The 25,056-nt window shown below is 65.6% G+C and carries 17 protein-coding genes and 1 tRNA gene; 7 read left to right on the top strand and 11 right to left on the bottom strand.

The window, feature by feature from the left end; translation table 11 throughout:
- Window positions 1-32: 32 nt before the first annotated feature.
- Window positions 33-1,628, top strand: coding sequence for an MFS transporter (locus tag AC4D6D_RS20660; RefSeq protein WP_491327404.1), 1,596 nt, complete (start codon window positions 33-35; stop codon window positions 1,626-1,628).
- A 16-nt stretch (window positions 1,629-1,644) separates the two neighbouring features.
- Here AC4D6D_RS20660 and AC4D6D_RS20655 read toward each other — a convergent pair whose 3' ends face one another.
- From AC4D6D_RS20655 to AC4D6D_RS20645, 3 genes are all read right to left on the bottom strand, one after another.
- Entirely contained in the window at window positions 1,645-2,430 is a 786-nt protein-coding gene (locus AC4D6D_RS20655) for an IclR family transcriptional regulator (protein ID WP_491327403.1), read from the bottom strand.
- 110 nt (window positions 2,431-2,540) lie between these two features.
- Window positions 2,541-3,812 carry an MFS transporter gene (locus tag AC4D6D_RS20650; protein WP_491327402.1) on the bottom strand — a complete coding sequence of 424 codons (1,272 nt, stop codon included), beginning with the start codon at window positions 3,810-3,812 and terminating at the stop codon, window positions 2,541-2,543.
- A gap of 447 nt (window positions 3,813-4,259) precedes the next feature.
- A tRNA-Ser gene (locus AC4D6D_RS20645) sits at window positions 4,260-4,351 on the bottom strand.
- A 558-nt stretch (window positions 4,352-4,909) separates the two neighbouring features.
- Between AC4D6D_RS20645 and AC4D6D_RS20640 the strand changes: the two genes are divergently transcribed.
- The 3 genes from AC4D6D_RS20640 (at window position 4,910) to AC4D6D_RS20630 (ending at window position 7,960) form a co-directional block, all read left to right on the top strand.
- Complete coding sequence (locus AC4D6D_RS20640) at window positions 4,910-5,851, top strand: surface-adhesin E family protein (protein WP_491327401.1); 942 nt, start codon at window positions 4,910-4,912, stop codon at window positions 5,849-5,851.
- Complete coding sequence (locus AC4D6D_RS20635) at window positions 5,848-6,837, top strand: tetratricopeptide repeat protein (RefSeq protein ID WP_491327400.1); 990 nt, start codon at window positions 5,848-5,850, stop codon at window positions 6,835-6,837. The genes AC4D6D_RS20640 and AC4D6D_RS20635 overlap by 4 nt, the downstream gene beginning before the upstream one ends.
- A gap of 622 nt (window positions 6,838-7,459) precedes the next feature.
- A complete protein-coding gene (locus tag AC4D6D_RS20630; RefSeq protein ID WP_491327399.1) occupies window positions 7,460-7,960 on the top strand; it encodes a hypothetical protein in 501 nt (166 codons plus the stop codon).
- A 5-nt stretch (window positions 7,961-7,965) separates the two neighbouring features.
- Here AC4D6D_RS20630 and AC4D6D_RS20625 read toward each other — a convergent pair whose 3' ends face one another.
- The 3 genes from AC4D6D_RS20625 to AC4D6D_RS20615 are packed head-to-tail and all read right to left on the bottom strand — an operon-like array spanning window position 7,966 to window position 12,160.
- On the bottom strand, window positions 7,966-10,176 hold the full coding sequence (locus tag AC4D6D_RS20625; RefSeq protein WP_491327398.1) for a CHASE2 domain-containing protein: 2,211 nt from the start codon (window positions 10,174-10,176) through the stop codon (window positions 7,966-7,968).
- On the bottom strand, window positions 10,173-11,480 hold the full coding sequence (locus AC4D6D_RS20620; protein WP_491327397.1) for a FecR family protein: 1,308 nt from the start codon (window positions 11,478-11,480) through the stop codon (window positions 10,173-10,175). The genes AC4D6D_RS20625 and AC4D6D_RS20620 overlap by 4 nt, the downstream gene beginning before the upstream one ends.
- On the bottom strand, window positions 11,477-12,160 hold the full coding sequence (locus AC4D6D_RS20615) for a response regulator transcription factor (RefSeq protein ID WP_491327396.1): 684 nt from the start codon (window positions 12,158-12,160) through the stop codon (window positions 11,477-11,479). Before AC4D6D_RS20615 ends, AC4D6D_RS20620 begins: the two co-directional genes overlap by 4 nt.
- A 195-nt stretch (window positions 12,161-12,355) precedes the next feature.
- On the opposite strand from AC4D6D_RS20615, the gene AC4D6D_RS20610 reads away from it, so the two are divergent.
- Window positions 12,356-13,417, top strand: a complete 1,062-nt coding sequence (locus AC4D6D_RS20610) for a diguanylate cyclase (RefSeq protein ID WP_491327395.1) — start codon at window positions 12,356-12,358, stop codon at window positions 13,415-13,417.
- Here the strand turns inward: AC4D6D_RS20610 and glgX are convergent.
- From glgX to AC4D6D_RS20585, 5 genes are read right to left on the bottom strand one after another with little or no spacing between them, the layout of a single operon-like run.
- Window positions 13,386-15,194, bottom strand: a complete 1,809-nt coding sequence (gene glgX, locus AC4D6D_RS20605; RefSeq protein WP_491327394.1) for a glycogen debranching protein GlgX — start codon at window positions 15,192-15,194, stop codon at window positions 13,386-13,388. The genes AC4D6D_RS20610 and glgX overlap by 32 nt on opposite strands.
- Window positions 15,191-16,654 (bottom strand): glycogen synthase GlgA, encoded by a 1,464-nt coding sequence (gene glgA, locus AC4D6D_RS20600; protein WP_491328784.1) that lies wholly within the window; start codon window positions 16,652-16,654, stop codon window positions 15,191-15,193. Before glgA ends, glgX begins: the two co-directional genes overlap by 4 nt.
- A gap of 16 nt (window positions 16,655-16,670) precedes the next feature.
- On the bottom strand, window positions 16,671-17,933 hold the full coding sequence (gene glgC, locus AC4D6D_RS20595; protein WP_491327393.1) for a glucose-1-phosphate adenylyltransferase: 1,263 nt from the start codon (window positions 17,931-17,933) through the stop codon (window positions 16,671-16,673).
- Window positions 17,934-17,961: 28 nt separating this feature from the next.
- Window positions 17,962-20,136: a 1,4-alpha-glucan branching protein GlgB gene (gene glgB / locus AC4D6D_RS20590; protein ID WP_491327392.1), complete on the bottom strand. Its 2,175-nt coding sequence runs from the start codon at window positions 20,134-20,136 to the stop codon at window positions 17,962-17,964.
- Window positions 20,133-22,514, bottom strand: a complete 2,382-nt coding sequence (locus tag AC4D6D_RS20585) for a glycogen/starch/alpha-glucan phosphorylase (RefSeq protein WP_491328783.1) — start codon at window positions 22,512-22,514, stop codon at window positions 20,133-20,135. Before AC4D6D_RS20585 ends, glgB begins: the two co-directional genes overlap by 4 nt.
- 292 nt (window positions 22,515-22,806) lie before the next feature.
- Here AC4D6D_RS20585 and AC4D6D_RS20580 point away from each other — a divergent pair, with 292 nt between their 5' ends.
- Together AC4D6D_RS20580 and AC4D6D_RS20575 are read left to right on the top strand one after the other, a co-directional pair.
- Window positions 22,807-24,444, top strand: coding sequence for an alpha-amylase family glycosyl hydrolase (locus AC4D6D_RS20580; protein WP_491327391.1), 1,638 nt, complete (start codon window positions 22,807-22,809; stop codon window positions 24,442-24,444).
- Window positions 24,445-24,494: 50 nt separating this feature from the next.
- Window positions 24,495-25,055, top strand: a complete 561-nt coding sequence (locus tag AC4D6D_RS20575; protein ID WP_491327390.1) for a nucleoside 2-deoxyribosyltransferase domain-containing protein — start codon at window positions 24,495-24,497, stop codon at window positions 25,053-25,055.
- Window position 25,056 lies beyond the last annotated feature (1 nt).

The raw sequence follows: 25,056 nt of genomic DNA, 5'->3' as shown, positions 1-25,056 counted from the left end.
CCAAGCAGGCAGGCCCGGCAAAGAACAAGACGGTGAAGGATCCTGTAGTGCCCGAAAGCCAGAAGACGGCCGCGCGTCCCGTACGCCTGCGAAACTACCTCGCTTACGGCTCCAACGATGTCCTTGGGGCCGGATCGATGGCGGTGATCTCGGGCTGGGTGCTGATCTTCTACACGCAGTTCTGCGGACTTTCCGCCGGACAGGCCGCCACGATCTTCGCGGTGGCCCGTGTGCTGGACGCCTTCGCCTCGCCGATGATCGGCTATATCTCCGACCACTTCGGCACGACCGCGCTCGGCCGCCGGTTCGGACGGCGGCGCTTCTTCATCCTCGCGGCGATCCCGCTGCTGCCCAGCTTCGGCCTCATGTGGCTGCCGGGGCAGAGTTTCTGGTACTACCTCGTCAGCTACGTGCTGTTCGAGCTGATCTACGCGATGGAGATCATCCCGTTCGAGACGCTCGCCGCCGAAATGTCGAGCGACTACCGCACCAAGGCCAAGTTCGCGGGCTGGCGCATCCTGTTCGGACAGGCCTCGGCGATCCTGGCGGGCTTCCTGCCGCTCTGGCTGATCGAGGCGCTGGGCCGCGACAGTGCCGACACCTTTTTCTACATGGGCCTGATCTTCGCTGGACTGTTCATGGTGACGGCAGCCATGCTCTACCTGTTCAGCTGGGAGCGCCACGGCCCCGGCGGCATTCCACTCCCCCCCGAACAGCGCCACTCGGCCGGACCGCTGGAGGCGCTGAAGGCGCTCTACCGCAACCTGTTCTCGACAATGCGCATCCGCGCCTTCCGCCTACATCTGGGCATGTATCTGGGCGGCTACATCAGCCAGGACGTGTTCAACGCCGCCTTCACCTTCTTCGTGATCTTCGCGCTGGCCGGAACCACTGCCGCCGCATCCGGGCTGCTGGGCACGATGTACATCGTCCAGTTCCTGGCGGTCATCATCGCCATCAACATGGCCCTGCGCGCCTCGCCCAGCCGCGCCTACCAGATCGCCGCCGCCAGCTTCGCGGCGGGCGCACTCACCCTGATCGGCCTCTGGGCGCTCGGCATCACCGCCGCCAGCCACATGATCTGGCTGCCGATCGTGCTGGCAGGCCTCGGACGCGGCGCGCTCAACTACATCCCCTGGGCGACCTACAATTACATGGCCGACGTCGACGAGATCGTCACCGGCAGCCGCCGCGAAGGCAGCTTCGCCGGAGTCATGACTTTCGTGCGCAAGGCCACCCAGGCCGCTGCGGTGGCGGGCGTGGGCTTCGTGATGCAGGCGGGCGGCTTCGTTTCCGGAGCGGTGCAACAGTCGGACGGGGCAATCAGCACCATCGCCCTGCTGCTGGGGATCGGCACCGTGGGCATGCTGGTGTTCGGCGTGATCGTCTCGCTGCGCTTCCGCCTCTCGCCCGCGACCCACGCCGTGCTGATGCACGAAATCGAGCACTTGCGCTCCGGCGCCCGTACCCCGACCAGCGTCGAGGCACAGGCCGTGGTGGAAGACCTCTCAGGCTGGCATTACGAACAGCTCTGGGGCCGCAATCCGCTGGTCGAGCAGGAAGCCGCGAACGGCGATGCCGGATTGACCAGCAGGCCCCCATCGTTGCCCACGTCGTCCCGGACCTGATCCGGGACCACGCGAATTACCCGCGCGGCGCGCGATAGCCCACGGCTTCGCCGATCTTGTCCGCCGTGGCGACGATCGCCGCCACCAGATCGCCGACGATATCGTCGGTCAGGTAGTGCGCCGCGCTGGCGATAGAAATGGCGATGCAGATCTGGCGCCGGGCATCGCGGATCGGCACGGCCAGCGAGCGCACGCCGTCGCCCAGTTCGCTGTCATGCAGCACATAGCCCCGCGCCTTGTGCTCGCGCATCAGCGCCACATATTCCTTGACCGCCTTGGCCGGGACCCTGCCGCCATTGGGGCCGCCGTTCGCGGCGCGGTAAAGCTCTTCCCAGACCGCCTCGTCCTCGTCGAGCAGCAGCGCCTTGCCGAGGCCAGTCTCGGCGATCGGTCGGCGATCGCCCGGCGCGGTCGCCACGCGCAGGCGCTGGCGACCGGTCACGCGATCGAGATGGCGGGACCAGTCGTCCTCGCGCTTGCCCACGAAGACGCAGAAGCCCGTCTCGTCGGACAGCTTTTCCATGAATGGTCGCGCCACGCGCACGAAATCGATCTGCTCGGTCGCCATGACGCCGAGTTCGAGGAGCTTGGGACCAAGCCCGAAGCCATCGTTGGTCACCGAAAGATAGCCGCGCGATTTCAGCGCCTGCACCAGGCGGTGGGCGGTGGTCTTGCTCATGCCCAGCTTGCGGGCGAGATCGGCGGCGCGGATCGGGCCGCCGATCACTTCGTCCATGATGTCGAGCGCTCGCATCAGCGTCTGCGTGCCCTTGACCTCAACTTCGGGCTTGTCCGTCATCATTGGCATCTTTCCCAGCTCGACCCACTTTGCGGGACGATACTCCACTTGTTCCACCATGCTCTATACTTTGAAGCGTGGCGGTCAATGGCCGCTGGGTCTCGTTTGATTCCTTAGACGAACCGGGCCTCTGTATCCCTGCGGATCGACAACAGGCCGACGAGGCTGAGCACCGCTGCCACCGAGATATAGGCGCCGACGTAAAGCACCCCGCCTTCGTCCGCGAGGGTCTGGGCAATCGCCGGAGCAAAGCCGCCGCCGAAAATCCCGCCGACGTTGAAGGCGATAGACGAGCCGGTATAGCGAACCCGCGCGTCGAACAATTGCGGCAATAGCGAGGCGATTGGGCCGTAGACGAAACCCATCGTAAACAGGCCGAGACACAGGAAGGCGGCGATGATCCCAAGCGAACCTGCCGCGAACATCGGCCCCATCAGCAGCCCGACAACCACCGCCCCCGCGCAGCCTGCGATCAGCACCGTCCGCGAAGACCAGCGATCGGAAGCATAGCCGGCGATCACGATGCCCAGCGCCATGAACAATATCGCAAAAAGCTGCACGCCAAGGAAGCTCTGGCGGTCGTAGCCGAGAGTCTGGGTGCCGTAGCCGAGGGCGAACGTGGTGGTGAGGTAGTAGATCGCAAAGCAGGCGATCACCGCAAAAGTGCCAGCCAGCGTCTGGCGCATGTGGGTGCGGAACAGCTCGACGATCGGGATCGACTTGGGCGGCGCATTGTCCAGCACGGCTTCGAAAGCCGGGGTTTCCTCCAGCTTGAGGCGAATCCACAGGCCGAGGCCAACCAGCACGGAACTCAGGAGGAAGGGAATACGCCAGCCCCAGGCCAGGAAATCCGCATCACTCAGGGTCACGCTGAAGATCAGGAACAGTCCGTTGGCGGCCAGGAATCCCACGGGCGCGCCGAGCTGCGGGAACATCCCGAAGCGCGCGCGCCAGCCCGGTGGCGCGTTCTCCACCACCAGGAGCGCGGCACCGCCCCACTCGCCACCGAGACCCAGCCCTTGCGAGAAACGCATCAGGCACAGCAGCAGCGGAGCAAGCCAGCCAATGCTCTCGTAAGTGGGCAGCAGGCCGATAATGACGGTCGCCCCGCCCATCAGCAGCAACGAGGCGACGAGCGTGGACTTGCGCCCGACCCGATCGCCGAAATGGCCGAACAGGGTAGCGCCCACGGGCCGCGCGATGAAGGCGATGGCGAAGCTGGCATAAGCGGCAAGGCGCTGCACCGAAGCGGATTCCGCCGGAAAGAACAGCGGGCCGAACACCAGCGCCGCCGCAGTCGCATAGATGTAGAAGTCGTAGAACTCGACCGCCGTACCCACGAGACTGGCGGCCAGCACGCGCCTGTTGCTGCGGTAGACGTTCACCGGAGCAGCCCCGCACCGCTGCCGTACGTTCCTACCGAACTCATCCATTCAACCAAGATTCTGGCCCCTTGAGAACCGCTGATACTCAAGCCGCCCGCCTTAGATTAACCCAGCGAAGTTTAAAGGCCAAATTTACGCAATAAAATTACAAAGCGAATATCGGTCGGGCATTCCGATCGCCGCGGCCGGACAGGTTCGACAGCCTTGCGAAAGCCCGGGTCGAAATCCGCGCAAGGATCACGGGAAAGCGGCACGTTCGACGAAGCCGATATCGAATGAATGGGAAGATGTGACTGTCGCCGGGCGCCGGGCAGACCGCTTCTGCCTCCAGGCGCAAAAGGCCGCCGAACCCATATCCGGCCGTATGAAGCGTAAAGCTTTATACGAACACAGATATGGGAATGGGCTGAAACCTAAGCCTTGAAAGCACAGGAACCTGTGCAGCCATGGCGGAGACGGAGGGATTCGAACCCTCGGTACCCCCTTAAGAGTACGACGGTTTAGCAAACCGCTGGTTTCAGCCACTCACCCACGTCTCCGGCTGCGGCCTAGGCCCGTGCAACTACGGTTTCCGACATTTCTTGTCAACGCAGTACGCGCGAAAATCGCGGAACCCGCAGAGAACCGGCGTACAGGGCGCTGCAAGGCCTATCCGAAGAGGATCCGCACCCAACTTTTCCACAGCAAACGTCCGAATCATCATGAGAAATGAAGGATCGCATCCCTGACTCGAGCACGGCCGGATCGTCATCTGAGAGACCATGAGCCATAGCCGTAACGCCGTAGCGCCATTTCTCCAACGAGGGCTTTTCTGGCATCTCGCCTGTGCCGTTGGCATCGCGCGATCCCTTGCCCCACACCGTAGCCGGATGGCAGTACATAAAGGGGGCGAAGATTTTGCCTGCAGGAAACGCCGTGCCAACCGTTTGAGAAAGCGCAGCATTCATGATGGAGTTGCTCGATGAACGCAGTGAAGCGGCTGGTTGTGGGCTCGCCATGGATCAATCCGGCCTTTGGCTCGTCCGACCCTGCCCAAGATTAGCGCGTGGCGGCAAGCGGCACGCGACCTTCCTTCTACACAGAACCGGAGACCTCCGATGAAGCCATGGGTAGCGGCTCCAGCCCTTGCTTTCTCCACGTGCCTCGCGGCATGCCTGTCCTTCCCCGCAGAAGCCCGCTCCTCGCAGTGGTGGTACGTCGCGCAAGGCGCCGACAAAGTGCTGTTCGTGGATGTGGAATCGATCCAGAGGGGCGGCGATACCGTTCGCTACGAGGCCAGCCAGGTCCTGCGCGAAGAGGGAAACCCCGCAGCCTCGATCCGTGCCTACATGCGCACCGACTGCCGTGCACGAACCGAAAACTGGGATATGGTCATGCGCTACGGTCCGCACGACGAACGCCTCGACGAAGCCGCTCTGGCTTATGACGATCCCGAACCGGTCGGCTCCGGTACGCTCGGCGAAGCGCAGCTGGAATTCGTCTGCGCCTCCGATCCCGCCACTACCGGCGGCTTTCCAATCGCCATCGATGAAGTCGCCTTCGCCGAAGCGCTGATCGCCGATACCGATGCTTCGGAAAGTCCCCGCGCCGTCCACGAAAGGATGCGCGCCGATCCGAAGGTGCCGGTCATCCGTTCGACCGCCCCCGCGCCCGAGACCTTCGGCACTCGGCAAAGCACGGAGGCAGGCGATGCCGTCGTGCCGCCGCGCGACTATGCCAAGGGCACACACGTGCCCGAGGCCGGTAACTACGACGCCGACGAAAGCGGAACCATTTACGACATCGCCTATATCGGCATCGAGGACGGCGAAATGGTGTTCGAACGGCGCGGCTACGGCATCGGCGATCTTGCCCGCGCCAGCAGCGCCCAGGAAATGCGGTTCCCGCTGACGCAGAAGGATGTTCGCATCCTGGATATCGGGATCGAAGTCATCGAGGCCACGCCGCAGACCCTGCGCTTCCGCGCAAGCCGCATTTCCAGGGACGAGGAGGTCGAGGCGGGATTCCCCTGCCTCGATCCGGCATGTACCGCCCGATGAAAGGCGCATTCCGGCACGTCGTCCTCGCACTCGCGGCACCTTGGCTGATCGGCGCGGCGCCTGCGGAAGTGCCGAGCGGACATGTTGCCGAGTTTGACGGAAAGGCCGATCTCGTCGACGATCTCACGGCGCAATGTGCGCAGGACGACGCCGATGCCTGTTTCCGGCTTGGCACCATCCATGCCGAAGGTGACGGCGTCCCGCAGGACCAGACCCGCGCGACGCCGTTTTTCGCGAAGGGATGCCATCTCGGCAACGTGAAGGGCTGCACGATGGCCGGTCTCGCCTATGGCAGCGGGCAAGGCGTGGAGCGATCGCCCGAACACGCCGCATCGTACTATGCCCTCGCCTGCACCGGTGGCGAACCGACGGGCTGTTCGAACCTGGGCCTTGCCTATGTGAACGGCGACGGCGTCGATCGGGACGAAGCTTATGCCACCGCCCTGTTCACCCAGTCCTGCGATGCGGGCGGCAGGGCCGGTTGCGCCAATCTCGGCGCATCCTATTCGCTGGGCAAGGGCGTACCGCGCGACCAGCGCCGGGCGGCCGACCTGTTCAGGCAGGCCTGCGACCGGGACGATCAGCACGCCTGCTACAATCTCGGCGTGCTTTACCGCGACGGGCTCGGGATGCGGCGAGACTATCGCCGCGCCGTTTCGCTGTTCGAACAGGCCTGCAACGTGGATGACGCCAGCGCTTGCGGCAATCTGGCGATGATGGTCGACGACGGGCGCGGCACACGCAAGGACCGCCAGCGGTCGCTGGGCCTGTTCGAGAAAGCCTGCGAGCTTGGCGAGGCCGAAAGCTGTTTTACCCTCGGCAGGGCCTATCAGACCGGAAACGGCCGCGAGCGTGACGATCGTCGCGCCGCCGCGCTGCTCGAACGGACCCTGGAACTGGCCCCCGATACGCCCTCCGCGGAGAGTGCCCGTAAGGCGCTCGCCATCGCCCGCGCCGCGGCGGATCAGGCGGAAGACGGCCAATGAAAGGCCGTTTCTTCCGTTTCTCGCAGTCCTTGCGGCCATGCTCGCGGCATCCCCGGCAAGCGCCCTGAGCAGGCCGGACGAGGAGATGATGGAGGCGCGGCGCAACCTGATGGCCGTCTTCCCGCAAGCGCTAGACACGAAGCGATCTCCGCGTGAACCATCTCATGGGGAAAGGATGGGCAACGACTCCTCGGTGGCAGTCGGGAAGACTGAGCCGTCGCCCTTCGGGCCCTTTAACGATCCGTCCCCTGCAGAGCCATAGCGGAGACAATTGTTTACATTTGCATTCGGCCGCCAACGACCGAACGAGGTCTGCGCGCGCGGAAGAAAATGGCCTCGCTCTGGGGAGGAATGATAGAGCGAGGCCGGAGGTGGCGTCCGGTTCGAATCCGGATCACTTCGCACCTCGATCGCCAAACATGGGGTGTTCGTGCTGGCGCGGGGGTAGTGCAGCGGCGCGATCGACGTGACCGCAGCGGGTCTCTGCGGCCTGCACAGCATAAGCGAAAACCCGCAGGAACGATGTAAAGCAGTGTAAATTCGCGAGCGAGGCAGTTGCCTCTCCGCCGCGCGCTTTTCTACGAGACCATTCGTCCCTCGCAGGCTTGAATCGGAAATGACAATGAAATTACCCGTTTCGCTGCTCCTGCTGGGATCGGCCGGCCTGCTGTCCGCCTGTGCATCGCCGCCGAAAGCGGCGCTCCGGACAACGGGTACCATGCCGCAGGCGGGCGGCATCGAACTCGTCGGCGCAGCTTCAGGCGACAGCGCATGGGGAACGGCGCTGCTAGAGAGGCTCGCCGCGCGCGGCCTTTCCCGCTCCCGAAAGCCCGATTACTTCGTCCAGTTCACGAACGCGCTCCTGCCCGGCCGGACAGGCCTTTTCGCGCCCGAGAGCGGAGCCGACGAAAAGACCTGGCTCGTATCGCCCACGCGGTCCCGGCCCATCGACCAGCGGGTCTACACACTGGTCGTTTCGGATCGCGCGACCGGACGCGAACTCTACCGCCTTGTCGGACAGATGCCGGTCCGGCGTGGCAAACCCGGAAGCGAGGATCGGCTTTCCCAAGCCTTCCTGGCAGAGCTGGGCAGCGCGGCCGAGCCGGAAACCGCCGGACGGTAGGTTCGTCAGGACGGCGTTCGATCCGCAAGCGGCAGGATCAGCGAGAACGTCGCGCCCCGCCCGACCTCGCCGAGGCAGCGGACCTCGCCGCGATGCCGCACCACGACGGTATGCACGAAGCTGAGGCCCAGTCCGACCCCGTCCATGCGCCGACCGGCTCCCAGCGGTCCGCGATGGAAGCGTTCGAACAGCCGGTGGCGATGTGCCTCCTCCAGTCCGGGTCCTTCGTCCGAGATCGCACAGAACGCGCGCGGCTCGCCATCCGGTTCCTGGCCCACCGTACAGCGGATACGGCTTCCTGCGGGGCTGTACTTGATTGCATTGTCGAGGAGGTTGATCAGCGCGCGAGTCACCAGGGAGCGCTCCACCCGGACGATCAGGCGCTCGTCCTCGCCGTAAGTGTCGATCGAGATCGACCTGGCGGTGAGCTGCGGCCAGAGATCGTCGATGGCGTCGATCATCATGTCGCCCAGCGCGACATCCTCCAGCGCATATTCGAGGCTTTCGGCGCGGGCGAGCTGCACGAAACCGTCTGCTAGGCCAAGCGTCCGCTCCGCATAGTGGCGGATGCGCCGCGCCTCGTCCGGCGCGATGTTCTCGCTCGGCGCGGTTTCCAGAACGGCGAGGATCGAGGCCTGCGGGGATCGCATGTCGTGGGTCAGCAGTTCGAGGATATCGTCGCGCTGGCGCTGCGCGGCCTTGGCCTCGCTCACGTCCATGAACTGGACGATCCAGCCGACGAAACCGCCGCCGGCGGTAAGCTGGGGAGCGAAGCGGATCGTGAAGAAATGGCCGTCCTCGGTTATCGCATCGAAGCTCAGCGGCCCCGCCGTTGGGCCGACGGGAAAGCGGATCGGCTCCTGCGATCCTGCCTGCCGGAAACGGGTGAGCAGAGCGCCCCCCTTGCCCGGCTCGTCGCCCTGGACATGCTCGGGGCCGAACAGCCTGTCCGCAGAGGCGCTGGCGAGCAAGATATCGCCGTGGCCGTTGGTGACGAGTGTGGCGTCCGGCAGCTGGTCTAGCCGTTCGGCGACGAAACGCTTCATGTCGCGGTTGCTGGCGATCGCGGCGGTCAGCAGCGCAATCGTCGAGGGCAGCGGCTGGCGGCCTTGCCTCGCGGGCGGCGTGAAGATCGTGGAATCGGCTGCGAGGCGCAGCAGTTCGCCGTGCATGAACTGCTGCGTGATCGCGAGCTGCCGCCATCCCCAGATCGGATAGGCGACGCAGAGCGCCAGGATCGGCGTGGCTGGCGGCAGCCAGACCCTTCCCATCAGCAGCAACAGCCCGGAGAGCACGAGAATGCCTGCGGTCCCCACGGCAAGTCCGAGCGCCGGGGAGAGGCGCGGAAACGGCCCCATTAGCAGCATGAGCAGCCAGACCGGCACCAGCGCGAAACCGATCCGCGCGGCGTTCCCCGCTTTCCCGATCATCAGGTTGCCGAGCAGGCCATGCAGGAACTGGGCGTTGATTTCGAGGCCGGACATCGTACCCCGGCCGGGCACGGGATAGCGCGGACCGATCCCGGCAGCCGTAACGCCGACCAGCACGACCTTGCCGCGCAAGGCCGCACCCGGCCCCTTCCCGGCAAGAAGCGAGGCGGCCGATACGCGGGGCCACTGCTTGCCCGAGGTAAAGGGGATCAACCGCCCCGCGCCGGGGTCAGGCACGCTCCTGCCGAGACTGCCGTGAACTTCATCCATCAGGTGAAGCCGTGAACCGAGCGGCGACGGCGCCGAACGCATCACGCCGTCGGGATCGACGAGGAAATCGGTGAATCCGGTTCCTCGCGCAGCATCGCGCAAGGGGGCGATCGGCTCCACCACCTTCGGGCCCGCCCCGAGGAAGAAGGGAAGGGAGACATTCCCCGCCCGCGCCACCGCTCCGGCCAGCCCGGCATCGCCCTGCGGCGTCCCCGGCTCGGTGAAGAGCGTGTCGTAGACGATCGCCTGCGGCGCCGCCTCGTGCAGCCGGTCGACGAGCTGCGCGTGGAGGCTGCGATCCCAGGGCCAGCGCCCGAATTGCGCAAGAGCGGCATCGTCGATCTCGACCAGCGCGATCCGGCCGTCGGAGCGCGGCGGATCGAGTTGCAGCAATCGGTCGTAGGCGGCATTGTCCAGCCGCGAGAGGGCATTGCCGATCGTCAGGATCACCGCCAGCAGGCTGACGAGTACGGCAATGATCCACCATTCGGTCTTGAGGCGAACCGCGAGGTTCACTTGACCGTCCCGACCCGCAGCTCACTGGTGGGCGACCATTTCGTGTAAACCTGCCCGTCGGCGGTCTCGATGCTCATGACCCGCCAGTAGTAGGTCCCCGCCGCCAGATCGGTGATGACGAAGGCGCCTTCGGTCAGGCCGGTCTGATCGACGAGCGGCGCCGAGCCGTCGGCACTGCGGGACAACTGGAAGCGGAAGCTGGCATTCGGCGCATCCGGCGCCTGCCAGCGAAACAGGAATTGCCGGTATCGGCCCGCCCGGCTTTCCTCAAGGCTGGTGCGCAGCCGGTTTAGTCGCCGCTCGAAGCTGTAGGTCGAGGCCAGGCCTTCGAGATCATGGTCGTCGATGGCGGCCAGACGAACGAAGTAGGTGCCGCGCGGCAGACCGGGGAATTCCGCAAACGGCGTCGGCGCATAGGCTTCGTCCAGCACGTCGAGGAAACCGGCATCGCGGGCGATCTGGAAGCGATAGCGCCCCCCTCCCGCGACGGGCCGGGCGGCGAAGGCCAGCCGCTCCTCGGTCTGGGACCTGTCCGGCGAGACAAGATCCGGCGGCGCCAGCAACGGCACCGGCGCGGCAAGCGTGTCGCTGGTGCCGAACCCCGCTGCGACGGCCTGCTCCCGCTCCCGCTCTCGCGCCTCCCGGAATGCGACTTTGCCTTCGGACACTTCGACTTTCGTGGCACCGCTCGCGGGATCGTAGCTCGTGCGGAAACGGGTTCCGCGCACCGAAGTGATGGCGCGGGGGGTGAGGAACTCGAACGTGCTGTGCGGGTCCGTCATCGGCGTGACGACACCCGAGGCCTGCCCCTTCTGGACCACGAAACGGCGCTCGACGGATTGTGCCAGCAGGGTGCGGCGCAGGCGCTCCACCCGCACACGGCTTCCCGGTGGAAGGGCGACGGCCGTATTGTCCGGCAGGCGCAGCGAAACGAAGGACCGTGCGCCGGTCTCGATCAGGTCACCTTCGCGAACCTTGAGTCCGACCGAGGCTCCGCGCACGCCGACAAGCACGGAACCCCGGTAGCTCTGGACGACGGCCTCGATCTGTTCACGGCGCAGCATCGAACGGGGTATCTTGAGCACGCGGCCCACGGGTATCCGCCGGGGATTCCCGATCCGGTTGAGCTTCTGGACCGCCGGATAGCTCGCGGGATCGGCGAAATAGCGCCGGGCAAGATCGTAGAGCGTATCGTTGCGGTTGACGCTGTAGCTGATGTGCTCCGGCGCTTCCGCGCGGAGACCGGCGGATGCGGCCAGCAGCAAGGCGGACAGGGATGCGCGGCAGAGGAAACGGGCGTTCAAGTCAGGGCTTCCAGACGATAGCCATAGGAGTAGATCGGCGAGAGCTTGAAGCCGTTCGCCGGGCGCAAGTTGAGCTTGGTGCGCACGTTCGAGATATGTGCGTCAAGCGTCCGGGTCGGCAGGTTCGGCCGCACGCCCCAGATCGCTTCGAGCAGATAGGCCCGCGACAGCGCGCGGTTCATGTTCCTGAAAAGCAGCGTGGCCAGCGCGAATTCCTTCGCCGTGACCGCCACCGCCTCCCCCCGCAGTTCGATCGTTTCCGCGCGGCTGTCGAAATGATAGGGACCGAAAGTCTCGACCGGGTTCGCAGAGACCGGATAGGCCCGCCGCGCCACGGCTGCGACCCGCGCCAGCAGCACGGCACTGGACACCGGCTTGATGACATAGTCGTCGGCACCGGCGGACAGCCCCTCCACGATGTCCTCTTCCGCCGACCGGCTCGTCAGCATGAGCGCGGGTGGCCTGCTGTCGAGATTTTCGCGCATCCAGTCCAGAACCTGGAGCCCTGACATGCCCGGCACTTTCCAGTCGAGAATCAGCATGTCGAAGGTTTCACGGCGCAACTGTTGCAAGAGGTCCCGGCCGTCCGCGAATACGACGCAGCTATTGCCGCTCGCCAGCAGCGATTTCTCGACATAGCCGGCAAGGGCCAGATCGTCCTCCAGGATTGCAATCCGCATTCGCGCTCCGCTCTGCTTCGCCACGGCATTAAAGCCCCGCGACAAGCATATCAGCGCAAACGGCGCCGGGCAGCAGCCCTTCAGCGGGTTTTACAAGGTTTTACAAGCGTCACGATTTTGCATTCCTTTACATGACTTTTGAACACCGTTGGGGGAACCGGAACGCTTGTAAGATCGAACAGGAGGGTGGATTTCATGGAAAGAGCCGTCTGCGCGGACGACGATGCCGACAATGTGCTTCCGGAAAACCGCCACGACCGCTCCTCTCATGCATACGCCCCCACGCCCGTCGTCGGTCGATACTTCGAATCCGTTCCCTTCGCTCTCGCCGTGCTGGATCGCGCCCGTCACGTCGTCTTCATAAACCGGCAGATGGCCGCAGTCGCCGGTCGTTCGGTAGAGGAGCTCGACGGATGCAGCGTGCTGGCGCCATTTCCCCAGCTCGGTCCGATCCTGGAGCGGTGCTACGGATCGGCCGCGCGCGGCGATCCGCTGCCCGATACGCGGATCTCCTGGCAGGGCGCCACCTACCTGCTCACGTTCAGCGTGACTTACGATGGTGAAGGGCTGGTCGCGGAACTGCTGATCGGCGCGCTGAACATCACGCGGGAAGCCCGGATCGAGGCAAGTCTGCGTCAGTCCCGCAGGCAGCTCCTGTCATCCCTGCGTACCGATCCTCTCACCGGGCTGCTCAACCGCAACGGTCTGGCGAACGCGCTTTCCAAGGAGTTACGGCGCAGCCATCGCGACGGAACGAGCATGGCCCTGCTGCTCGTCGATGTCGATTATTTCAAGGACTACAACGACTGCTTCGGCCATCTTGCCGGAGACCGCTGCCTGGTCGCCATCGCCGGAGAGATCGGCCGATGGGGCCGCCGCGCAGGCGATGCCGTGGGGCGTTTCGGCGGCGAGGAATTCGTCATGGTCCTGCCTGATACCGATGCTCTCGGCGCGCTGCGCGTCGCGGAAAACTGCCGACTGGCGGTCGAACGCCTGTCCCTCGATCACCCCGCAAGCCCGTTCGGACGGATCACCGTCAGCATCGGCGTCACGGTCAGTACCGGCGGGCAAGTGGAGGCCGACCATGCCGCCCGCTGCCTCGGCGCCGCCGACCAGGCCCTTTACGAAGCGAAGGACGCGGGACGCAACACGATGCGTTTCAGCCATGTCGCCGCCCACGAGGAGGACCACGGGACGCGGCCGAGCGAGCGGCCGCTTCCACTCATCACGTCCGGACTTCACGCCCCGTCCGAATGACCGCTGTTCGTGCTCCACGGTCCAGCGTCACGCTTTGGCCGCCCGCTTCCCAGGCGAGACGATCGCCGCCCGGCCTTTCCCAATCGGCTACGGACATGTCGGCGCCCTCCCCGTTGAGCCAGCGCAAGCCCGCAGAGAGGCGGGCAAAGCGGGACGGATCGGCCAAGCGGATCGCCGCCAGTGCGGCGGTGTGATCTTCCAGTTCCACGTCCCGGTTTTCCCAATCGACCCAGCCGATGGCATTGTCCTGGCAATAGGCATTGTTGTTGCCTTGCTGGGTGCGGCCGAACTCGTCACCGGCCGTCAGCATGATCGTACCAGTCGAGGCGAAGAGCGTGCCAAGCAGCGCCTTGATATCCGCCCGGCGCGCGGCGAGGATCGCCGGATCGTCCGTCAGGCCCTCCACACCGTTGTTCCAGCTGAAGTTTTCGCCGTGACCGTCGCGGTTCTGCTCGCCGTTGGCCTCGTTGTGGCGATGCTCGTAGGATACGGTATCGGCAAGGGTGAAGCCGTCGTGCGCGGCCAGGAAATTGATCGAACGGCTGGATGACCCCGGCGACACCGGGTCGAAGATGTCGCTCGATCCCGCAATCCGGGTGGCGAGTTTGCCGATGCCCTCCGCGCCTTTCCAGAAGCGGCGGACATCGTCGCGGAAGCGATCGTTCCATTCGAGCCAGTTCGGCGGGAAATGGCCGAGTCGATAGCCGCCCGGCCCGACGTCCCACGGCTCGGCGATCATGATGCGCGTGCACAGGACGGGATCGTCCGCGATCTCCGCGAAGATCGGCGCGGCGGGATTGAACCCCGGCCCTCGCGCCAGCACCGGGGCGAGGTCGAACCGGAAGCCGTCCACGCCGCAAGTCTCGACGAAATGGCGCATGGCATCGAGGGCTAGGCGTCGGACGGCAGGATTGGCGAAGTCCAGCGTGTTGCCGCAACCGGTATCGTTGATCAGCGTGCCGTCCGGGGCATGGGCATAGGCGGCGTTGTCCAACCCGCGCAGGGAGATCGTGCCGCCCTCCACGTCGCTTTCGCCGCTGTGGTTGAAGACGAGATCGAGCAGGACCCCGATCCCCTCGGCATGAAGCGCGGCGACGGTGCTGCGCAGTTCGGCTACCCCGCCGGGGCACAGGCCGGGATCGAGCGCCATCATCGCCACCGGATTGTAGCCCCAGGCATTGACGAGGCCGAGCGGCGGCAAGTGCCGTTCGTCGATCCAGGCCACGATCGGCATCAGTTCGACAGCCGTGACGTGCAGCTTCTTCAGATGCGCGATCACCGCCGGATGGGCGAGCCCTGCCACGGTGCCGCGCATCGGTTCGGGCACTTCGGGATGGAGCCGCGTGAAGCCCCTGACGTTGAGTTCGTAGATCAGCCCGCCATGCACGAAATGCGGCGGGGTGAGCGGGAGCGGCGTGATCGCGGCAGGCACCACCGCGCGGGGTACGAGGTCCGCCGTATCGACGCCGAATGCGGCCAAGCGACGATCCTGCACGAAGCGGCGGTCCAGCTCGGTCGCATAGGGATCGACCAGCAGTTTCGCAGAGTCAAACCACTGCCCGCGTTCCGGAGCCCACTCTCCCGCTGCACGATAGCCGTAGCATGTGCCGGTCAGATCGCCGGGCAGTTCCAGCACCCAGTCAGAACCGTCACGCTCCATGGCACGGCGCTGCTCGCCGTCGCCGCCGAAGAGGCAGAGCCAGACCTGGCTCGCCAAAGGACTGCGGACGGTAAAGTGCGTCCTGCCCGCCCCGACTGAGGCGCCGAGCCTGCTCATGCCAAGAGGGCGCGGTAGAGATCGGCATAGGCCTGCCCGCTCGCGGTCCAGGAGAAATCGCACTTCATCGCGTTCTTCTGGATCGTGCGCCACTGCTCGGACCGGCCGTAGAGATCGACCGTGCGGGTCAGCGCGGCGGAGACCGCATCGTAGTGCACCCCGTCGAACTGCACGCCGGTCGCGACACCGGCAGCGAGCGCGGCGGGGTTGGCGTCGATCACTGTGTCGGCGAGGCCTCCCGTGCGCGCCACGACGGGAACGCAGCCATAGGCCAGGCCGTAGAGCTGGGTCAGTCCGCAAGGCTCGAAGCGCGAGGGCACGAGGATGGCGTCACCACCGCCCTGCATCCGGTGCGAGAGCGCTTCATCGTAACCGATGCGGACGCCGATCCGCCCCGGATGGCGCGCGGCGGCGGCATGCAGGGCCTGCTCGATGGCGGCGTCGCCGGACCCCAACAGCGCCAGCCGCCCGCCCAGACCGACCAGATGGTCGAGCACTTCCAGCAGCACGTCCATGCCCTTCTGCCAGGTGAGCCGGGTGACGACGATGAACAGCGGGCCGTCATCGCGGTCCAGCCTGAACTCGGCCTCCAGTGCGCGTTTGTTGGCGCTGCGCCGTTCCAGCTTGCGAGTATCGTAGCGCGCGGCGAGCGCGGTGTCTCCGACAGGATTCCACATCGCCGTGTCGATCCCGTTGAGAATGCCGGAAACCGCCCTGCCGCGCGCGACGATCAGGCCCTCCAGCCCCATGCCGAAGGCCGCCGAACGGATCTCGCGCGCATATGTAGGGCTTACCGTCGTCACCGCATCGGCGCAGGCGAGGCCGGCCTTCAGCATGCCGATGCCGCCGTGATACTCGATGCCGTCGATCGACCAGGCCTCGCGCGGTAGGCCGAGGCGCGGGAAAGTTTCGGCGCCGAACCAGCCCTGAAAGGCCATGTTGTGGATGGTGACGATCGACGGCACCCGCCCCGCATCGCCGCCGAAGGGCGCGAACCTCAGATAGGCGGGGGCCATCGCCGCCTGCCAGTCATGGGCATGGACAAGATCGAAACGCATGGCCTTGCCCCGAACGACCACCGCACCGCCCGCGATATCCGCCGCCGCCCGGCCCAGCGCCGAGAAGCGTTGCCAGTTGTCCGCCCAATCCTGCCCCGCCGCATCGCCATAAGGCGCGCCGACACGGGCAAAGAGCGCCGGTGCGTCAAGCACGAGCAGCGGATGCCCGTCGATCTTGCCCGTCAGCAGCCGCGCGGGAACGCCCAGCAGCGAGTCCCAGGCATGGACACTGCGGAGCCGACCCAGTTCCTTCAGCACCGAGGGATAGCCGGGCAGCAGCGTCGTCATCTCCACGCCGTGCCCGGCGAGCGCAGCCGGAAGCGCGCCGACGACATCGGCCAGCCCCCCGGTCTTGACGAGCGGCACGGCTTCGGAAGCTACGGAGAGGACTTTCAACGATATTCCCTTTTCAGGCGGATCACAGGTTCAGCCGGTCGATCATCGGCTTGGTGATGAGGCAGACGCCGTTGTCGGTCCTGCGAAAGCGGCGGGCGTCGAGTTCCGGGTCTTCGCCCACCACCAGTCCTTCCGGGATGCGCACGCTGGAATCGATCACCACGCGCGACAGGCGCGCATTGCGACCGATGTTGCAATAGGGCAGGATCACCGCCTCGTTCACCGAGGAAAAGCTGCCCATCTTCACCCCGGTGAACAGCAGCGAGCGCCGCGCGAGAGCGCCAGAGACGATGCAGTCCTGGCTGATCAGCGAGGAGATCGCCTGCCCGCGCCGCCCTTCCTCGTCGTGGACGAACTTGGCGGGCGCGGCGACAACGGTGTCGGTCCAGATCGGCCAGTCGCGGTCGTACATGTCGAGCTTGGGCACCGTGTCGGTCAGGTCGAGATTGGCCTCGAAATAGGCATCCACCGTGCCGACGTCGCGCCAGTATTCCTCGATCTCCTCGGCGGCGCGGATGCAGGAATTGGTGAAGCGGTGGGCCTGCGCTTTCCCGTGCTTGACGATGTAGGGGATGATGTCGCCGCCGAAGTCGCGTTTGGAATCCGGCTCGGCGGCATCGCGGCGAAGCTGCTCGAACAGGAACTCGGTATCGAAGACATAAATGCCCATCGAGGCCAGCGCGTGGTCCGGATCGCCGGGGATCGAAGGCGGGTCCTTGGGCTTTTCGAGGAACGAGGTGATGACGTCGTTCTCGTCGACATGCATGACGCCGAAGGCGGCGGCGTCCTTGCGCGGCACCACGAGGCAGCCGACCGTCACGTCCGCGCCCGAGTTGACGTGCTGTTGCAGCATCAACTCGTAGTCCATCTTGTAGATATGGTCGCCGGCCAGGATGACCATGTACTTCGGGCTGTAGGCGGCGATGATGTCGATGTTCTGGAACACCGCGTCCGCCGTGCCCTCGTACCAGAGCAGTTCGGAAATACGCTGGCTGGCGGGGAGAATGTCGAAGCTCTCGTTGCGCTCGGGACGCATGAAGTTCCAGGCGCGGTTCATGTGCCGGATCAGGCTATGCGCCTTGTACTGCGTGGCGACGCCGATGCGGCGAATGCCCGAGTTGATCGCGTTCGACAGCGCGAAGTCGATGATCCGGCTCATGCCGCCGAAATAGACCGCCGGTTTGGCGCGGTTGTCCGTCAACTCGGCCAGGCGGCTGCCGCGTCCGCCGGCAAGAACATAGGCCATGGCATCGCGCGCGAGTGGCGATCCGGTCGGCGTCCTCATTGCACTCACTCTCCTTCGTATTACCGTTTCAGCCCGCGTATTCGAGCATGATCGTTGCCAGAGGCGGCAGCGTCACCATGGCTTGCCCGTTCGCGGCTTCGACCTGCCCCAGGTTGCCCTTTCCGCTTCCCCCGTAATGCGGGGAATCGCTGTTGAGGATCTCGTTCCATGTGCCGTCATGCGGCAGCGGCAGTCCATACCCCGTCAGGGTAGCGGGGGTCATGTTGGCGATCACCGCGACCGGCCGCGCACCCGGCGCCTTGCGCAGCCAGGCAAAGACCGAATTGGCGGCATCGTCCACCACCAGCCACGCGAAGCCGTCACCGTCGCAGTCCCCGGCATGAAGCGCAGGCTTCTCGCGGTAGAGACGGTTGAGGTCCTTCACGAGATTGCGGATGCCTTCGTGCGCGGGGGCCTCGCGCAGGTCCCAGTCGAGCGCACGCTCCTCGCTCCATTCGCGGCGCTGGGCGAACTCCTGCCCCATGAACAGCAGCTTCTTGCCGGGATAGCCCCACATCATCCCGTAATAGGCTCGCAGATTGGCGAACTTCTGCCAGTCGTCGCCGCTCATCTTGTTCAGCAGCGAGCCCTTGCCGTGGACCACTTCGTCATGGCTGAGCGGCAGGACGTAGTTTTCGCTGAAGGCATACATCAGGCCGAAAGTGATATCGTCGTGGTGGTAGCGCCGATGCACCGGGTCGCGCGCCATGTAGCGCAGCGTGTCGTGCATGAAACCCATGTTCCACTTGAAGCCGAAGCCCAGCGCGGTCGTCCGCTTGCCGTCTTCTGCTTCGTAGGCAGGCTGGGTGACGCCGGGCCAGGCCGTGGATTCCTCGGCGATCGTGAAGACTCCGGGATGCTGGCCGTAGAGCGCGCGGTTGGTGGCGCGCAGAAAATCCACCGCCTCCCAGTTCTCGCGCCCGCCCTGGGCATTGGGTATCCACTCGCCGTCCTTGCGCGAATAGTCGCGGTAGAGCATCGAGGCCACCGCATCCACGCGCAGCCCGTCGACGTGATAGCGCTCGGCCCAGAACAACGCGTTGTTGACGAGGAAGCTCTGCACCTCGCGGCGGCCGAAGTTGTAGATCAGGGTGTTCCAGTCCGGCTGGAAGCCAAGGCGCGGGTCCTGATGCTCGTAGAGCGCGGTGCCGTCGAAGCGGACGAGGCCGTGCTCGTCGGTCGGAAAATGGGCGGGCACCCAGTCGAGGATCACGCCGATCCCCGCCCGATGCGCACCGTCCACGAAACGCGCGAACCCGGCCGGTTCGCCGAAGCGGGCGCTGGGCGCATAGAGGCCGGTTGCCTGATAGCCCCACGAGGGATCGTAGGGATGCTCGCTGATCGGCAGGAACTCGATATGGGTGAAGCCCATCTCGACGACATAGGGAATCAGCCGGTCCGCCAGATCGTCCCAATTCAGGAACCAGTTCCAGCGGTCGCGCTGCCAGGACCCGGCGTGGACCTCGTAGATCGACACTGGCACCTTGCGCGGATCGACTTTGGCCCAATGCGCGCGGTGAGCCTCGTCGCCCCAGTCGAGTTTCGCGGGGTGCGCGGTCATAGAGGCGGTGGCCGGGCGGATTTCCGACATGAAGGCGAAGGGATCGGCCTTGAGCGGCTGGACCATGCCGTCGGCGCCGACGATATGGTACTTGTAGGCGCGATAGTCGGCTATGTCGGGAAGAAAGATTTCCCAGACGCCGATGTCCCTGCGGTCGCGCATGACGTGGCGCCGCGGGTCCCAGTCGTTGAAATCGCCGACCACGCTGACCAGCCGGGCATTGGGCGCCCAGACCGCGAAGTGGACGCCGCTGGCGCCCTCGTGGCGGATGATATGCGCACCCAGCTTGTCGAAGAGGCGGAAATGCGTGCCTTGCGCGATCAACAGGTCGTCGAGCGGACCCAGCACCGGGCCGAAAGTATAGGGATCGGTGACCAGCCAGTCGCTGCCTTCCGCCGAGCAGCGGTAACGGATCGGCTGCGGCTTGCCGAGCAGCTTGCCCTCGAACAGGAAGCGATCATCGACTTTGCCGAGCGCACCCAGCCGACGGCCGTCGAGGCTGAAGGCCTCCACCGTTTCCGCACCCGGCAGGATCGCGCGGGCGTGGGAGCCGCCGGGGCCGGGATGGAGGCCGAGAAGCGAAAACGGGTCGGCGTGCGTACCTTCCAGCAGGGATTCGAGAGCGCTTTCGGGTGGGTTCACAGGACCTTCCAGATGTCTTTGGCATACTCGGAAATCGTCCGATCCGAGGAGAACCAACCGACATTGGCAATGTTCCTGATGGCCGAGGCACGCCAGCCCGCCACGTCTTCCCAACGCGCGTCGATCGAGCGCTGGGCGGCGGCATAGCTGTCGAAATCGGCCGCGCATAAGAACCAGTCATGGTCGTGGATGCCGCCGATCAGGTCCTTGTAGCGACACGGATCGTCGGGCGAGAACACGCCGGAGGAAATTGCCGAGAGCGCCTGGCGCAGCTCCCGCGAACCGTCGATCACCTCGCGCGGATTATAGCCGCTCGCCCGCTTGGCCGCGACTTCCTCCGCGGTGAGGCCGAAGATCACGATATTGTCGTCTCCGACGTGATCCTTGATCTCGACATTGGCGCCGTCGAGCGTGCCGATGGTCAGCGCGCCGTTGAGCGCGAACTTCATGTTGCCGGTGCCGGAAGCTTCCATGCCCGCCGTGGATATCTGCTCGGAGAGGTCCGCCGCCGGGAAGATGCGCTCGCCCAGGCTGACATTGTAGTTCGGCACGAAGACGACCTTGAGCAGCCCGCCCACCGAAGGATCGGCGTTGACCCGGCGGGCGATGTCGTTGGCCAGTTTGATGACCAGCTTGGCATTGTGATAGCTCGGCGCTGCCTTCCCGGCGAAGATCTTCACGCGGGGCACCCAGTCGCGCTCGGGATGGCTGCGGATCTGGTCGTAGAGCGCCACCGTCTCGATCAGGTTGAGCAGCTGGCGCTTGTATTCGTGGATGCGCTTGATCTGCACGTCGAACAGGGCGTCGGGATCGAGGCGCACGCCCATCGTCTTCCGGATATAGTCCGAAAGCGCCGCCTTGTTGGCCCGCTTCACCTCGGCCACGCGCGCGCCGAACTGCGTATCGCCTGCGAAGGCGTTGAGATCGGACAGCTTTTCCGCATCGTCGAGGAAGCCGTCGCCGATCGCCTCGCGGATCACTCCGGTAAGGCCGGGATTGCACTGCTGGAGCCAGCGGCGTGGGGTGACGCCGTTGGTCTTGTTGTTGATCCGGTCCGGATAGAGCTTGTGGAGGTCGGCAAAGACCGTCTTCTTCATCAGTTCGGTATGGAGCGCGGCCACGCCGTTGACCGAGTGCGCGCCGACGAAGGCGAGGTTGGCCATGCGCACACGGCGCTCGCCGCCTTCGTCGATCAGCGAGATCGCGGCGATCTCGGCGTCGTTGCACCCGGCCTTGCGGGCCTCGCGCAGGACGCGGCTGTTGATCGCGTAGATGATCTGCATGTGGCGCGGCAAGAGGCGCTCGAACAGCGGCAGCGGCCAGGATTCCAGCGCCTCGGGCAGGAGCGTGTGGTTGGTGTAGGACACCGTGCGGCGGCAGAGGTCCCAGGCCTCGTTGAACTCCAGCCCGTTCTCATCGACCAGCAGGCGCATCAGTTCCGCCACCGCGACCGAAGGGTGTGTATCATTGAGCTGGATCGCCACCTTGTCCGGCAGGGTGCGGATATCGCCGTCGTACTGGATATGGCGGCGCACGATGTCCTGGATCGAAGCAGCGGTGAAGAAATACTCCTGCCGCAGGCGCAGTTCCTGACCTGCCGGGCTGGAATCGGCGGGATAGAGCACGCGCACGAGACTGTCGGCCCGCACCTGCTCGGCCAGGGCGCCGAAGTGGTCGCCCGCATTGAAGGCATCGAGCCGGATCGGGTCGAGCGGGCTGGCGGTCCAGAGACGCAGGGTGTTCACCCGCTTGCCGCGCCAGCCTACCACCGGCGTATCGATCGCCGTCGCCTCGACCTGCTCGGCCGGGTGCCAGAACACCCCGTCACCCTCGGCCACGACTTCGCCGCCGAAACCGATGCGATAGGTGCTTTCGAGCCGCTCGAACTCCCAGGGATTGCCGTGGGCCAGCCAGGTTTCCGGCAGTTCGACCTGCCAGCCGTCGTCGATGCGCTGGCGGAACATGCCGTTCACGTAGCGGATGCCATAGCCGTAGGCAGGGATGTCCAGCGTCGCGAGGCTTTCCATGAAGCAGGCCGCCAGCCTTCCGAGGCCGCCATTGCCCAGCGCCGCGTCCGGCTCCAGTTCCTCCAGCGCGGCAAGGTCGAGACCGTGGGCGCGCAGGGCCGCCTCGAACTCGCGGGTCATGCCCATGTTCGAGAGCGCATCGCGCAGCAGGCGACCGATCAGGAATTCCATCGAGAGGTAATAGACCCGCTTGCCGCCCGAATCGTACGTGCGGCGGGTGGAATCGATCCACTTCTCGATGATCTCGTCGCGCAAGGCGAGGATCGAGGCGGTGTACCAGTCATGCTGCTTGGCCGCGCGCTCGTCCTTGCCGACGCGCTGGCGCAGCACCCGCACGATATGCTTGTCCATTTCCGAGGGGATAACAGCCTCGCTGCTGGAAACAGGATCGGTCGCCACGGGCACACTCCTGGTCAGGCCGTGACAGTCTCTTTCTCGCAAAAGCCCTGCAATCGGCGTCGTTTAGAGCCGGGATAACGCGGCATGCGCTCCGCAGTTTCCCTTGCTTTCCATCATGGCTACCACAGCCTTGCCATGCGGCAAGGGCGATTGTGCGGCGCCGCAAAAAATTCGCGCGGCGCCCTCGGCAAGGACGGGGCGGCGGTGGTATGACCTCGGGCAACCCCATTCGCGGAAGGTACGCATGAGCCTGACCGAAACCGAAGACAGCTCTCTCACCCTGACCGTCACAGAGGCTCCGGACCGGCCATGGTGGCAAGGTGCGGCGATCTATCAGATCTATCCGCGCAGCTTCCAGGACAGCAACGGCGACGGGGTAGGCGATCTCGCCGGGATTACCCGCCGCCTGCACCATGTCGCCCGGCTCGGGGTGGACGCGATCTGGATATCGCCCTTCTTCACCTCGCCGATGCGCGACTTCGGCTATGACGTCGCCGATTACTGCGGGGTCGATCCGGTGTTCGGGACTTTGGCCGATTTCGACGCACTCATCGCCCATGCCCATGCGCTGGGGCTGAAAGTCATCATCGACCAGGTCTATGCCCATACCTCGGACCTCCACCCCTGGTTCGCGGAAAGCCGCGCCGACCGGGGCAATTCCAGGGCCGACTGGTACGTCTGGCACGATCCGAAGGAAGACGGCACGCCGCCCTGCAACTGGCAGTCGGTCTTCGGCGGCCCGGCCTGGACCTGGGACGCCCGCCGCCGCCAGTACTACATGCACACGTTCCTGAAGGAGCAGCCGCAGCTCAACATGCACAACCCCGCAGTGCAGGACGCGGTGCTGGACGCGGCGCGGTTCTGGCTGGAGCGCGGGGTAGACGGCTTCAGGCTCGACGCGCTCAACCACGCGATGCACGACCCGCTGCTGCGCGACAATCCTCCCGCCCCCGCCGACGGTCGCATCCGCACCCGGCCCTTCGACTATCAGCTCAAGACCTACAGCCAGTCGCATCCCGACATGACAGGCTTCGTCGAACGGCTGCGTGCGCTCTGCGACCGGTTCGGTACGGTCCATACCGTCGCCGAGATCGGCGGCGACCATCCCCAGGCCGACCGCCGTGCCTATACCGCGGGTGAGCACCGGCTCAACAGCGCCTACGGCTTCGACTTCCTCTACGCCCCTGCCCTCACCGCACAGTTCGTCGCCGAGACGCTCGGACGCTGGGAACTCGGCCCCGATGAAACCGGCGGCTGGCCGAGCTGGGCCTTCGAGAACCACGACGCGCCCCGCGCCGTTTCCCGCTGGTCTGCACCGGAGCACCGCGCGGCCTTCGCCCGCGTGAAGATGGCCCTGCTCATGGCCCTGCGCGGCAACGTGATCCTCTATCAGGGCGAGGAACTCGGCCTCGTGCAGGACGAAATCGCCTTCGAGCAGTTGCAGGATCCCGAAGCCATCGCCAACTGGCCGCTCACTCTCTCACGCGACGGCGCCCGCACGCCGCTGCCCTGGGAAGACGCCCCGCTCGGCGGCTTTACCACGGGCGAGCCGTGGCTGCCGCTCTCGGCGGACAACCTCGCCCGCGCCGTGGCGGCTCAGGAAGGCGATCCCGCCTCACTGCTCCATTTCACGCAGAAGGTTCTCGCGCTGCGCAAGGCACATGCACCGCTACACCATGGCACTTTGACCGAATGCCGCGCGGACGGTCCGCTGCTGTCGTTCGAGCGCACGGAAGGGGCGGAGCGCCTGCGCTGCCTGTTCAATCTCTCACCCGATCCGCTTACCCTTGGCGAAGCTGCGGAAGGCAAAGTGCTGCTGGCCGTCAACGGAGCGACCGCCACCATACTGCCGCCTTTCGGCGCACTCTGGCTCCAACTCTGACATGCGGTTTTCGCTGGCGGCGGGCGGCGCCTCGCGGCTAGAGGCGGTCCATGAAGCCTCTCCTCGTTCTCGCCGCCCTGATCGGCGCCGTTTTGCTGCCAGCAGCGGCCATGGCTGACGCCGTCGTCGTCACCTCCCCCGAGACGCTTCCGGCCCGGCACGACCGTCCCCGCGTGTTCCTCGGTGGCAGCATCGACATGGGTTCGGCGCCGGACTGGCAGAAGCAGGTGATCGCTGCCCTGCAAGGCGAGGATGTGGTGCTGCTCAATCCGCGCCGTCCCGATTGGAACCCGGCCTGGAAACCGGAAGCGAGCGAGCCGGAATTCCGCCGCCAGGTCGAATGGGAACTCGCGGCGTTGGACAGTGCGGACGTAGTGATCCTCTACCTTGCGCCGGGTTCGCAGAGTCCGGTCAGCCTGCTCGAACTCGGCCTCCATGCCCGCTCCGGCAAAGTCGTGCTGCTCTGTCCGCCGGGGTTCTGGCGCAAAGGCAATGTCGACATTACCGGCGAGCGTTACGGCGTGAAGCAGGTCCAGAGCCTCGACGAACTGATCGCCGAGACCCGCAAGCGCGTAGCGGAAGCAAGGCAGCGCATCGCTGCGCGGAAGTAAA

The organism is Novosphingobium sp. BF6 (assembly GCF_058273105.1).
This window is presented reverse-complemented; position numbering and strand designations above follow the sequence as displayed.